The sequence below is a fragment of the Nocardia sp. NPDC088792 genome (genome assembly GCF_044750615.1).
In the GTDB taxonomy this organism is placed as follows: Bacteria; Actinomycetota; Actinomycetes; order Mycobacteriales; family Mycobacteriaceae; genus Nocardia.
On record NZ_JBIVKC010000001.1, the window covers coordinates 37,200 to 49,654 of the forward strand.

Sequence of the window (12,455 nt, forward strand, 5' to 3'; positions counted from 1 at the left end):
GCGCTGCTCATAAGGAGGGTTATGCGCAGCTGCGCATAAGCCGCCTTGCGGGGTGCCTGCCGAGCTGTCCTCGACCCGGCCGGTCTCGATCATGACCCCGTCCTTGAGGAACGCCCTGACCAATGCGAGCACACGCTTGTCGGTGGCCCGCCACCGAACTCGGTCCATCAGGGCCGTGTGGTCGATCGAGTCGAAACACGCCTCGATATCAGCGTCGAGCACCCATCGATAACCACGAGTGCCGTAGTACTGAATCTCAGCAATTGCGTCGTGCGCCCGCCGCTTGGGCCGGAACCCGTAGGAGACCGGCGCAAAGTCGGCCTCGAAAATAGGCTCCAGCACCAGCTTCAGCGCCGCCTGGACGACCCGATCCGCGATGGTCGGGATCCCCAGCTTCCGGATCTTGCCGCTGCCACCCGGTTTGGGGATCTTGCGTTCCCGCACCGGAAGCGGACGAAACGAGCCGTCCTTCAACTGATTTCGCAGATCGTCCAGAAACCCAGGCTGACCGGTGATCTCCTCGACGTCGGCGGCGGTGACGCCGTCGACGCCGGGAGTGTTCGCACCGGTATTGCCCGCGACCCGATCGAACGCCTTGGCCAACGTCGTCGGGTCGTGCACGAGGTTGAACAGATCGCCGAACCTGCGGCCGGGATCGGCCGCCGCCCAACGGTGAAGCTTGGCCTGCATCCCCGATACCCGCGACCGCGGGAAATCCACGACGTCGCAGGCGCCGGTATTCACCGGCGCGTCTTTCGGCATTGCACCCTCCTTCCCTTCTCGATACCGCTGCCGTCCTTCCCCATGCACCGGGCTTTCCCCGGCTCGGAGTACTACGACGGCTCCGCCCCGTCCTGGTCCGATCGACGGTCGATGCGCCCAGCCGAATCTCCGGACCGGATATCCGGGAAACGGCGAGACCAGAACGGCTCCCGTGTTCACTGTGATTCGCTCGACGGAGGAGGAGCCCGACTCTGTCCCTGCGGCATCACCACGACTACCCCGCAGCATTTCGCCGTGGTCTCCCGGCCGGGCGCCGAAGCCGGCCCAGGAGTTCCCCAACCGCGGATCCGGTTGGGTGCGCGCCGCTCTCGGCCCTGATCCGCCAGGTTTCGAGCCGATCCACGTTTGAGAGACGTAAACGCCGGTTCCTCGCGTACTCCTTTCCGCCCTGCTCGCCGAACCCGCACCATCTGCCAGTACTGGAAACGTCCCGGCTTTGTCGGGGCTGCTTGCCACCCGATCCGGCATCACCCGAACCCGGCTGCCCCCAGCTCCACCGTCCTGCTGCGACAGGATCGGCGACGAAGGTCTCTCACCTCCATTCGAATCAACAGCGCCTCACAGCGCACTCGGCAGAACGTGAATATTGGATCTGGCACGAAAATTGTGCCAGATCCACGATTGGCATTCCGTTGACACGACTTCGGGGCGACCTTCCTATGGCGGAGACCTGCAATGGTCACACAAGTCCGATCCGCTTGTACAGTAACGGGTCGGAACTCCTCACAGATTGCATACGAGATTTATCGCAGCAGCTCATGTGCCAGTCGAACAGTCAGCAATACACGCCTAACCACGACGCGGCCGTATCTAATCTAGGACCCCGAACTCCAAGGGTTCGAGTCAATCGAGCAAATCCTAATCACGATCTGCAGTTACAAGATTCGGTCCGATTCCTATGCCCCCAAATCCGCTTCAAGGCAAAATCGTCGCCGCGCATTCGGGGCGGTGGGCGGGCGCACGCTACACCGGCGGCGCGGGCGGTCAAGCCGCAAGTGCCGATCACGGTGTGTGCCAACGGTTCGACCGTGACCGGGGACGAGTGTTTCTCGGCTTGACCGCCCACTGACGCCGCCGGTGTCGACGCGTTGCGCCCACCGCCCCGAAGGCGCGGCGCGGACATCGGTATTCGGTTGGTGTCCAGGCTGCGCTGTCGGGCTTGTCCCTGTTGAGGAGTCCTCGATGTCGCGCTTGGAAGTCATATTCAAGGAGCCGGGTCAGTTCATCGCGGCTGTACCAGCGTTGGTCGGATTCGTGCCGGAACGATCGATGGTGGTCGCGATGGTTCTTCAGACACCCGACCACAAGTATCAAGTCCATACCGTCACGCTGCTGGACCTCGCCGGGCAGTACCCGCTGCTGCGGGACCGCTTCGCCAGCGTTGTCCGCAATTCCGAAGCGATCGGTGCGCTGGCGGTGATCGTCGATGATCGCGCCTACCGTGGTGCCGACGATGCCGATGCCGTCGATGCCGGCCAGCGGCGGCTGATCGAAACACTGCGCCAGGACCTGGCCGGCTACGGTGTTGCACTTGCCGCAGTGTGGGCGGTCGCGTGCTTCAGTGAAGCGACCGAATGGTGGGAAGTCGAATCGCCGTGGCGGCGTGGTCTTCTGCCGGATCCTTCCGCGTCGCACATGGCCGCGGCCCAGGTTCTCGCGGGTCGTGCGCTGCGGCCGTCACGGGCCGCACTTTCCGATGTTGTCGCGGTCGACGAAGTGATCCGGAAGAACGTGGCTGCGCATCTGCCCGACGTGGCGGCCGAAGCACAGAGGCGGCTGGTTCGGGCGATCCAGATCGATAACCCCGACGCTTTTACCAGGTTGGCGTTGTGTCATGTGATGTCGGTCATCGTTCAGGCGCGAGAGCTCGCGGAGATCCCGGCCCGCATAATCGCGGAAGTTGCTGTCGCACTGCGTGATAGTGCGGTGCGCGACATCATGTTCGGCGTTGCGGGTGGTGTCCACGAGCCGGCCGCGGAGTATCTGTGGGGCGTTCTGACCCGCGCCTTGCCTGACCCGGATCGGGCGCAGGCCGCGACGTTGCTGGCGTTCCACGCGTATCGGCGCGGTGACGGCCCGCTGGCGCGGGTTGCCCTCGAGCAGGCATTGGCGTCGGATCCCGAACATCGCATGGCGCGGCTGCTCGACGCCGCGCTGCAATCCGGGCTGGACCCTGCACGGCTGCAGCGCGTCGTGAACGCAGGTATCGAGGCCGCCGCCGACATGCAAGTCGATATCGGCTGCGCGGCAGGCGGTTCCGGTGTGGAGGTCGTGCGATGAGTGTCGACCGTCTCGCGTGGGCGCTACTGTCTCGGGCGGCATCGGGCCCGTGTCGGCTACTGGCCGAATTGGTCGAGCACCTCGGCCCTACCCAGACAGCGGCGATGCTGCAAACCGGTGACCCGCGCGTCGATCGAGACGTTCTCGATCGTGCCGCCAGCGGGCTGAAGGGCGCGGCCCGGGACCTGAAGGCGATGGAGGGACTCGGTGGCCGGTTGGTGACACCTGAGGACGACGAATGGCCTCGAGAGTTACTGGACTGCTTGCCATCGGGTTCGGACAATGTCGGCGACGTCGCACCGCTGGCGTTATGGGTGCGCGGCGACCGGCCCCTACAGCAGGCGACGGGTCGTGGTGTCGCGGTGATCGGAGCACGGGCCAGCACCCCCTACGGCACACGTGTGGCTACCGAGATTGCTGGTGAGCTTGCAATTTCGGGCCATACGGTGGTAGCCGGTGCCGCCTACGGGATCGACGCCGCAGCGCATCGGGCCGCATTGGCGGTCGACGGGGTAACAGTGGCAGTGATGCCGTGCGGGCTCGACCGCCCGTATCCGTACGCATCAGGCCCGGACCGGCTCGTGGATTCGAGACGGGGCTGTCATCGCTCGCCTTCTTCGCGCGCACCGGGCGCTCGAGCGGGAATCGTGTAGGTCCACGACGGTTCGACCAACGCGCGTCGGACATCATCGGCACAGGTCACTAACTGCGCGTCGCCGTCGGCGATGAACCGGTGACAGCCCGCCGACGTCGCCGAGGTCACCGGTCCGGGCACCGCCAGCACCGGGCGACCGAACCGTGCTGCCCAGCGGACCGAGGACGCTGTCCCCGAACGCAATCCGGCCTCGATCGCGACCGTGGCCTGTGACAGTGCCGCGACCAGACGGTTGCGGTCGAGGAAGTTCTGCCGCACCCTCGCCCCGAGCAGTCATCGCCCGGGACAGTCGGATCGGTGAATTCTCTTCTTTTCCAAGGAGATTTCGCTATGGAAGGCTATCGAAATCCGCAGGGCAGCACCGTGGTCGTCTACCGTGAGGGTTCGATCCTGCATGTCACGGTATCGCGGGCCATCGATGAGCCGCCGCTGTCGCAAGCGAGTTGGTCGGCTCAGCTCGCCGCGGCGGCGAAACGCGAACTCGGCCGCCCCGCACAGCGTTTGACCTGTGGGCTCACTGCCGTTCGCGATTCGTCCGGTGCGCGTCGGCAACGAAGGTCCGCGGCTTATCTCATCGATTCCGCATTCACCATCGCCGATCGCGGCGACGAACTGCATATCACGCTCGACGGTCCGCTCACCGCCGACGGCGCCGCCACATTGTCAGCGCAGCTGCCATTCGACTACGCGCTGCGCCGCCACTGCGGGGAGTGGTGGCTCACGCGCGGGGACCAGTTCCTGCACAAGCTGCAGGTCGGCGCGAAAGTCGTTGTGGCACTGCCGCCACGCTGCGAGCTGGCCGAGCATTTCGCCACCGCAGTCCTGGCCACGACCCGCACTACAGTGCGTGGATCTATGCCACCTTTCCTCACCGTCGCCTACGCCTGCGCCGCGCATACCCCAACCCTTGAGCAGATCCTCGCGCATAACCACGCACTCGGCGAAACGGTCGATTCGATCGAGACGACCGACCTGTCCTCCGGTCACACTCTCGCGTCCTGGACACCCGACTCTGTGACAGCAACACCGTAGCCAGATATCTGAAATCGGCACTACCAGAAAGGATTCCGACCATCATGTCCATTCCTTCCTTCGATGAGGATACCTGCGAGAACTCCTCCGAGCACGGCACCTGCTACACCTTCGAACCCACCGACGACGTCCCCGCCAGCGGACGAGTGTTCGTCGACATGGCCGAGCACATCCTGCACACCGCCGATGGGCCGCAGCGCCGGCCGGTAGTCGCGTTCCGGTTCTTCGGTTTGTCGGTGCACGGGCGTTGGCTGGGGGCACCGGTCAGTACCGCGGCATTCTTCCCGAACTGGGTTGATCACCGCCCCGGGGTCTCGATGCTCAGCCTGGGCGAACCCGGGCATCTCGTAATCGACCTCGGTCGGGTGCTTGCCGCGCAGCCCGCCCATATTCAGCAGGCGGTCGACTCCGTGGCGACCGCGCTGGCGCAACGGTTCCTCACCGATCTGCGGGTGGCCCGCTACCGGCAGGATCAGGCCGCGCAGCGATGCGAAAGCGCTTCTCGTGCAGACGAATTGGCAGCCATGCGTAAAGACATCACTCGTCTGCGCTACCGCCGGGCCCGCCTGGCGGCCGACGAAGCCGATGCGCTGCTCGCGGCCGTTCGAATCAAAGCCCACTCCTGAGGGCTCCCGGCCCGGTTCGCGGCCCGGACTTGGCTCCCCCAACTTTTCGATCCAATTCTCTTGGAGGGAAGTACTTCTCATGTCGTTGGACACCTATGCCCGTCATTTGTCGTTGCAGGATTTGGTGCCGTTGTTGCAGGAGCAACAGGCGGCCAAGGTCGATGTCGTCGCCTCGGCGTCGGCCATCCGCGCCCGCAACGGGATGATCGAGCTCTTCGGCGTTACCCCGGTGGTCGACGAGCGCGGTGTCACCGCCGTCGACGGCGTCTATCGCCCGACCAGTGCGGCGGACGGGCAGATCGCGGACAAGCTCGGTATCCCGGTGCGTTACCTGCGCCGATTGCGTGAGCGTGCACGGTGGGATCTCTACGACGGCAACGTCAACGGTTGGTTGCACGGGCCGACCGATACCGAGCTGCCCGAACCCGATGATCGGTCGTTTCTGCTTCGGTTGTTCACCCCGCCGGTGCCGGGGCAGGCCGGTGTGCTGCGGGCGGTGGTTTCGGATCGGTACGGGATCATCGACAACCTCGATGTGCTCACCGCCGTGCTCGAAGGCATCCACGCCGCCGGCGCCGACACCGAGATCCGCGCGTGCGATCTGACCGATTCCACCATGCACGCCAAGGTGTATTCCCCGCAAATGTCCGGACTGGCACCACGGTTCCTGGCCAACTACCGCAGCGCGTTCGCCAACCCGGACCTCGAAGCCGAACGTCGCCGCGTCGCAGGCGAACTCGACCGCTGGCGTCCGATCGCCGCGCGCGAAGGCAAGGGCTACGCCCCTGGGGCCGAGCCGGTGGTGTTCGCCGGAATCCGGTTCAGCAACGACGAAACCGGCCACCACGCGGTCCGCCTGACTCCGGAGTTGGTGGTACAGGTCTGCGGGAACGGGCTGACCATTCCGATGTTCGCCCACACCCACCGCCACGTCGGTGAACGCCTCGAGACCGGGACCGTGTCCTGGTCACAAGACACGCTGCGCAAGAAGCTCGCCGTGATCACCGCCGAAACCCGCGACCGTGTCGCGGAATGGCTGTCACCGGAATTCTTCGCCGCCCGCATCGACGAGCTCGAGGAAGCCGCGGGCGCGCCGGTCACACAGCCGGATAAAACGATGGAGGTCCTGGCCAAACGGCTCGGGTTCAGCGAAACCGAACGCGCCGGAATCCTGACCCACTTCATCGCCGGGGGACAACTCACCGCTGCCGGTATCGCCAACGCGGTCACCAGCTACTCCCAGACCATCCCCGACTCCGACCGCGCCAACACACTCGACGACCTCGCCTACCAGGCGATGACCCTGGCCTGACATCAATCCTGTTGTACCGGGGTGCAATTCACTCTGATCCATTGCAGATGTGCACGGCTTCAGCCGATTCACCACCGGGCCAGGCGTGACGACTGTTCGTCACGTACCTGGCCCGTTCGTTTCCCAGGAGGTTTGATTCCATGATCGAAACATTGTCCCGCACCGACTACGAGCAGCAGCGGCACTTCGGAGCCGCTGGGCCGGTCTCCCAGCTCGACGCCAACACCATCGACGTCTGGCGCACGGCCGAGCCGAAGTGGTCGGGCAAGTACTGGCTGTTCGTTCGCGCCGCCGACAGGGTCTGGTCACTGCACCCGATCAACGTCACCGCCCGCGACAAGAAGAAGTAACAACAGCCAGCGCGCAACAGCCTTCCATCACTGCCGGGACCCGCTGCCCGGCAACAGGATTCGACAACACCATCCCCATTCCACTGACGGGCGGGTATCGGCTCACTTCTGGCCGGCACCCGCCTGTCGCGTTCCGAGCAGGAGTTCCGAATGACCACAACCGAACTCGATCCCATCCACACCGCCGACAACCCCACCGACCCGGCGACTCCCCAAACCTCCTCCCCCGGTGGCGATCTCGACCAGCCCCCGGCCGCGGAGGCGCTGTATCTGTCTCCGGCAACGCTGGTCATCGACGAGAACGTGCGCAAGTCCTTCGACCTGGACGACTATCCCGAGGTCAAGGCGTCGATCCAGCGTGGCGTGGAGATTCCGATCCTTGCCCACCGTGAACCCGACGGGACCATCACCGTGGTCGACGGCCAGATCCGCGCGCTCATGGCACTCGAACTGAAGGTCAAGACAGTACCCGTGTGGGTTACCCCCGCACCTGATATCGATCCGGCCGAGCGGGAGATCCGCCGCACCTCTACACAGATCAACGTCAACGATCATCGCATCGCGCTCACCGACGGTGACCGCGCCGCCGGCATGGCGCGCATGTTCGACTTCGGCGCCACCCTGACCCGCATCAGCGAGGAGATCGGGCAGCGACGCGAGCAGATCAAGCTCGCGGTCACCGTCGGGCGTAGCCAGACCGCCCGCGCCGCGGTCGATGCTCACCAACTCGACTTCGAGCAAGCCGCAGTACTGGCGGTATACGAGAACGCCGGTGACACCGACGCGGTCGCGCGGCTGCTGGCCGCACCGCGGTCGATGTTCGCCTACCACGTGCGCCGCATCGCCGCCGAGCGCGAGGAATCCCGTGATCGCTTCCGCGAATCCCTGGCCTACGGCGCTCAAGGATTCGGCGTGCACAGCAGCGACCCCGGCCAGGACGACGGATTCATCGCCGCGGAATGGTTGCGCACCAGCGACGGTGAACAGATCAGCGTCGCACAAATCCACGCCACTCCCGCCTTGTGGACCGTGTATTGCCGACCGACCGAGGTCGAAGTGCTCATCGACCGCGACACCGGCGAGGTCGTCGACCCCGCCAGCATCGACCCCGCCACCAAGGGCAAACCGGATGCTGTTGCCGCCGAGGGACTTCGCCACGCCGACAGCGTCGAGGCCGGCTACCTGTGGGCACCGGACTACTACCTGCGCGCCGAGCGGCTCGACGAATCCGGATTCCGCCACGCCCGCGACTTCACCGAACCGGCCACGCAAGAACCTGCTCTCGACACTGATGCACAACCCGATCCGGCCGAGTCCGGCGAGGCGGGCAACCCCGAGCCGCCTGATCCCGAGGCGGTCGAGGCGCGCCGCCGGGCAGCTGCCGAGCAGGCGGCCGCGGCCCAAGCAGAGGCGGAGGCGGAGCGGGCAGCCAAGGCGGCCGAGCGGCATCGCCGCGATGAGCTCAACAAGCAGGGCCAGGCCGCGCTGGGGGCTCGCCGGGAATTCCTCATCCGGTTCCTGTCGCGCAAGACCGCGCCACCAGCGGCAGTGTGGGCGTTCGTCGCCCACGCGCTGGCCGACAAGCCGGATCTGCTGCTCGGACCCGACGCCGACCGCCTCGCCTACGAGCTGCTCGGAGTCAAGGGCACGAAGACCGCGTTGCTGGCGGCGATCGAACCGGCCAAACCCCCACGCTGCCAGATGATCCTCCTGGCACTGGTGCTGGGGGCCTTCGAGGGGCGGACCACCAAGTTCGCCTGGCAGTACAGCGATCCCGGCGTGACGCGCTATCTGCATTTCCTCGCCTCGCTCGGCCACACCCTCACCCCGGTCGAACAAGCCGCGGCCGGTGACCTCGATCCCGAGACCATCGACATCGACTCCTGAACCACCCCATCCTGCAACGCGCCTGGCCTGACCCTCCACCCCGTGGACCGTCAGGCCAGGCGACTCGTCACTGGAGGAGTTCGCGTTGTCCACCAATAGATTCCGTGACGCCGCTTTGGCGGCGGCCGCCCGCGGATGGATGGTCTTTCCGTTGCGGGCAGGCTCCAAACGCCCCGCTATCGACGCCTGGCCCGATCAGGCCACCACCGACCGTGACCGCATCACCGCGTGGTGGGCCGCCCACCCGGGCGCGAACGTGGCCATCGCGACTGGGCCCAGCGGTCTGCATGTGCTCGACCTCGACACTCGCCACGGCCACAACGGCGCCGACACCCTCTACCAGCTCGCAGCCGACGCAGCCGCGCGGGCATCGCTGCTCACCTTCACCGTGTCGACCCCCTCGAACGGCCACCACCTCTACTACCGGGTCCCCGACTCAATCCAGCTGCCCAACACCGCCTCCCGCCTCGGTGCCGGAATCGACTCACGCGGCCACGGCGGCTACGTCGTGGCCCCAGGATCACAGATCGGACCAGGTTCCTACCGCATCGTGACAGCCCGCCCGCCGGCGATGCTGCCGGACTGGTTACTCGAACGCCTTGCACTACAACCGTTCTCCGCACCCCACGTGGCATCGAGCCCGCCACACAGCCCCGACGCCTACCTCAACGCCATCGTCGCCGCCGAAACCCACAAGGTCAGCACCGCCGAACCCGGCCTACGCAACACCACCTTGTTCCAGGCCTCGTTCACCCTCGGCCGTCTGATCGCCGGCGGTGAACTCGACCAGCAACCCGTGCGTGACGCCCTGATCGCTGCGGCGCAAGAACACATCGGAATCCAGCATTTCACCACCCGCGAAATGGAACGCACCATCACCAGCGGTCTCACCCTCGGCGCCCGCAAGCCCCGCCGACTCCCCCGCCGGCATTGACCACGCAGCCGGACCAATCACCCCGCACCGCGGGATACCGGTCTCCAGCCAGGCCGGAGCCCTGTCCGCGGGGATACATGGTGCCGTCCACCGTGATTCGGCGCCACCCACCCTCCTCGAGCACACGAAGGGACGTCCCGACATGGGTAAAGGAAGCAGCAAAAGCTCCGTGCAGCATTTCACGCGGCTCGCCGACGGTTCGATCGGCTGCTGGATCTTCGGATGCGGTAAACCCGCCACACGCTGGATCGATTGGGAGCGGTACGGAATTCGCCGCTGGCTCTCCACGGCATATTGCGACAACCACGGCAATGAAGACCTCCGCGACTCCTCTCACACGCACCGCGTACGGCCCATCCCGAACAGCCGTCCCGATCGCAGCCACACCCCGGACGCGGGCTAGGTCCCGCTTGCGTCGCGGCCGGCCCTATACCTCTCCCCATCTCTTGAAGAAACGAGGAAGCAATGGATTTCGATTCGATCGGCACCGCCACCGTCGAGCTCTTGCTCAGCGAAGTCACCACGAGATGCGGCACCGACGCCGCGCAGCATCAATGGACAGAAGAGGAGATCGCTGCGGCTCAGCAGCGCCACCCCGATCAGGCTGACGTGCTGTTCCACGCGTACTACCTGCCCCAGCTCACCAATGCGCGCCTGTGCTGCGAGCCGCTGCTGCGCGCACACTGCCGCGAGCTTCTCGAACGCGTCGCCGCCGGGCGGGACACCCGTCCCGGCACTGCGGTCGAGGTCCTGCTCCTCACCCATCGCGCCAGTCGTACTGCCCCGCTCACCGGCGCGGGGGTAGGGCTGTTCCTGCGCATGTGGAAAGCCGCCGCCCTGCCCGACCCATATCAGCGCACCGCGGCCCTCGCTCACTACGAGGCCACCCTCGCCGACCGCATCGACCGACTCGAAATCGACGCCCGCGAAACCGAGCAACACGATCAGCGGATCCCCGACCCCCACCCTGAATGCACGGGCGAACACCTCGGGCAACCGGTCCCCTGCCGCTACGCGTCACCGTCATAACGCACCCACCCCAGGGCAGGGTTTCCGGCTTGTCGCCACACCGCGCTTCCTCGCCAGTTGCCGACAACCCGATACTGCCAGAGAGGAATTCACTCATGCCCAGCATGCATTGGTCCGAAGTGCTCGGTCTCCGCGTGGAGGTTTACCAGTCGGTCAACAGCACCCAGATCGGCCTCACCGCCCACCACGATCACCTCACCGTGGTCGGCATCGTCGATGACACCACCGGCGGGCAGGTACTCGCGACGCCCCAATGGCGTCAAAGCCCGCCCAGCACCGACGCACCCGCGGTGGTCGTGCACATCGAATACCGGTACCGCCTCGACAGCAGGCGACCGCCCCAAAAGCACGCCTACCTGGCACCGATCGAACTGGACCCGGATAAACCCGCCTTCTACTACACCGCGCACGGCGGCAACTACGCCGGAGGCACTGCGATGTTCACCGACCCGATCGAAGCGGTCCTGGGCTACCCACCCGGACACTTGCTGCCCGTCCACGACCACAACCCGTTCTAGCCCGCTCACCAGCCCCATACCCATACGGAGAAGGGAGAAAACCTCCGCCGTCCAACCGAGGTGCTGGGTCCCGGGCAGTGCTTACCTGCCCGGGACACTGCGACTCTAGCCTTCCGACCCCAGCTGTCTGACTCGAATGCCAGTCCATCGCTATCGAAGCGGTTCCCATCGAGCCCTCGCCGGAACTGATCGACACCAGGCTCATCAACGGCGGGTGGAGCCGTTCGACATTCGCCGGTGAGTAGACGTTTTCGAGGGAGCGAGCTGGTGTCTTGAAGCGCCGGCGATCTGCCCCAAGGGGATCAGGGGCGAGCCGGGTACCCGCCGATGAACCTGTGGAACAGGGCGGGACAAGCCTTCGCTGGCGCTCAGGTCGCCGCAAAAAACGCGGCGATCCCACCCCGCCCCACAGAACCCCCGCCGGCCCTCGCGGGCCCGGCCCGCCCCTGATGGCGATGCCACAGATCGCCAGCCCTCCAGGCACCACCCCGATCACGGTTACTCCCGTATCGGGGTTGGGAGGGGTTGGCGGTCAGTCCAATTCCGTTTCTCATTCGAGGAGTGCATTGTCATGGCTGGAGAAATCATCATCACCGTGATCGGTAACCTCACCGCCGATCCGGAGCACAAACTCTTGCCCACCGGACAGACCGTCGCCAATCTCACCGTCGCGCAGAACTCGCGCGTCTACGATCGCGCCTCCAACGAATGGCGCGACGGCGCCGCGGTATTCATGCGCTGCTCGGTCTGGGGCGAGATGGCCGATCACGCCGCGGCCAGCCTCGCCAAGGGCATGCGGGTGCATGTCACCGGTCGGCTGCGTCAGCGCAGCTACGAAGACCGCAACGGGGTCACCCAGTGGATGACTGAGCTGATGGTCGACGAGATCTCCGTCTCGCTGCGATTCGTCGACGTCGAGGTCCAAGCCCGCGCAGAGGCCGGCGACGAGCAGCAGCCGGTCACCCGCCGCGGTAGCCGCGCTCTGGTCGGTGCCGGCGTCGGGGACCAGCCCGACTTCTGACCACCCACGACAGGGAGCCGCTCACCTG

General features: G+C 65.9%; 12 protein-coding genes and 2 pseudogenes. 12 read left to right on the forward strand and 2 right to left on the reverse strand.

The window, feature by feature from the left end; genetic code table 11:
* Positions 1-36: 36 nt before the first annotated feature.
* Positions 37-690: pseudogene (locus ACIP5Y_RS00140) on the reverse strand (reverse transcriptase domain-containing protein); the annotation flags it as partial.
* A gap of 1,275 nt (positions 691-1,965) precedes the next feature.
* Here ACIP5Y_RS00140 and ACIP5Y_RS00145 point away from each other — a divergent pair.
* Complete coding sequence (locus ACIP5Y_RS00145; RefSeq protein WP_400346200.1) at positions 1,966-3,063, forward strand: DUF4192 domain-containing protein; 1,098 nt, start codon at positions 1,966-1,968, stop codon at positions 3,061-3,063.
* Between the two features lie 194 nt (positions 3,064-3,257).
* Positions 3,258-3,716 carry a DNA-processing protein DprA gene (locus tag ACIP5Y_RS00150; protein WP_400349014.1) on the forward strand — a complete coding sequence of 153 codons (459 nt, stop codon included), beginning with the start codon at positions 3,258-3,260 and terminating at the stop codon, positions 3,714-3,716.
* A 29-nt stretch (positions 3,717-3,745) separates the two neighbouring features.
* Here ACIP5Y_RS00150 and ACIP5Y_RS00155 read toward each other — a convergent pair.
* Positions 3,746-3,973 (reverse strand): annotated as a pseudogene (locus ACIP5Y_RS00155) (DNA-processing protein DprA); the annotation flags it as partial.
* A 75-nt stretch (positions 3,974-4,048) separates the two neighbouring features.
* Between ACIP5Y_RS00155 and ACIP5Y_RS00160 the strand changes: the two are divergent.
* The 10 genes from ACIP5Y_RS00160 to ssb all read left to right on the forward strand — a co-directional run bounded on the left by ACIP5Y_RS00160 (position 4,049) and on the right by ssb (position 12,427).
* Positions 4,049-4,750: a hypothetical protein gene (locus tag ACIP5Y_RS00160; RefSeq protein ID WP_400346202.1), complete on the forward strand. Its 702-nt coding sequence runs from the start codon at positions 4,049-4,051 to the stop codon at positions 4,748-4,750.
* 44 nt (positions 4,751-4,794) lie between these two features.
* Positions 4,795-5,376, forward strand: a complete 582-nt coding sequence (locus ACIP5Y_RS00165; protein ID WP_400346203.1) for a hypothetical protein — start codon at positions 4,795-4,797, stop codon at positions 5,374-5,376.
* 79 nt (positions 5,377-5,455) lie between these two features.
* The gene (locus ACIP5Y_RS00170) at positions 5,456-6,688 is read left to right on the forward strand and encodes a hypothetical protein (protein WP_400346205.1); all 1,233 of its coding nucleotides are present in this window, start codon (positions 5,456-5,458) and stop codon (positions 6,686-6,688) included.
* A 140-nt stretch (positions 6,689-6,828) separates the two neighbouring features.
* A complete protein-coding gene (locus ACIP5Y_RS00175) occupies positions 6,829-7,038 on the forward strand; it encodes a hypothetical protein (RefSeq protein WP_400346206.1) in 210 nt (69 codons plus the stop codon).
* Between the two features lie 150 nt (positions 7,039-7,188).
* Entirely contained in the window at positions 7,189-8,925 is a 1,737-nt protein-coding gene (locus ACIP5Y_RS00180; RefSeq protein ID WP_400346207.1) for a ParB/RepB/Spo0J family partition protein, read from the forward strand.
* Between the two features lie 85 nt (positions 8,926-9,010).
* Entirely contained in the window at positions 9,011-9,859 is an 849-nt protein-coding gene (locus tag ACIP5Y_RS00185) for a bifunctional DNA primase/polymerase (protein WP_400346209.1), read from the forward strand.
* Positions 9,860-10,001: 142 nt separating this feature from the next.
* A complete protein-coding gene (locus ACIP5Y_RS00190) occupies positions 10,002-10,262 on the forward strand; it encodes a hypothetical protein (RefSeq protein ID WP_400346210.1) in 261 nt (86 codons plus the stop codon).
* 62 nt (positions 10,263-10,324) lie between these two features.
* Entirely contained in the window at positions 10,325-10,888 is a 564-nt protein-coding gene (locus tag ACIP5Y_RS00195) for a hypothetical protein (protein ID WP_400346212.1), read from the forward strand.
* A gap of 95 nt (positions 10,889-10,983) precedes the next feature.
* Positions 10,984-11,406, forward strand: a complete 423-nt coding sequence (locus tag ACIP5Y_RS00200) for a hypothetical protein (protein ID WP_400346214.1) — start codon at positions 10,984-10,986, stop codon at positions 11,404-11,406.
* A 571-nt stretch (positions 11,407-11,977) separates the two neighbouring features.
* Positions 11,978-12,427, forward strand: a complete 450-nt coding sequence (gene ssb / locus ACIP5Y_RS00205; RefSeq protein ID WP_400346216.1) for a single-stranded DNA-binding protein — start codon at positions 11,978-11,980, stop codon at positions 12,425-12,427.
* The last annotated feature ends 28 nt before the right edge of the window (positions 12,428-12,455 follow it).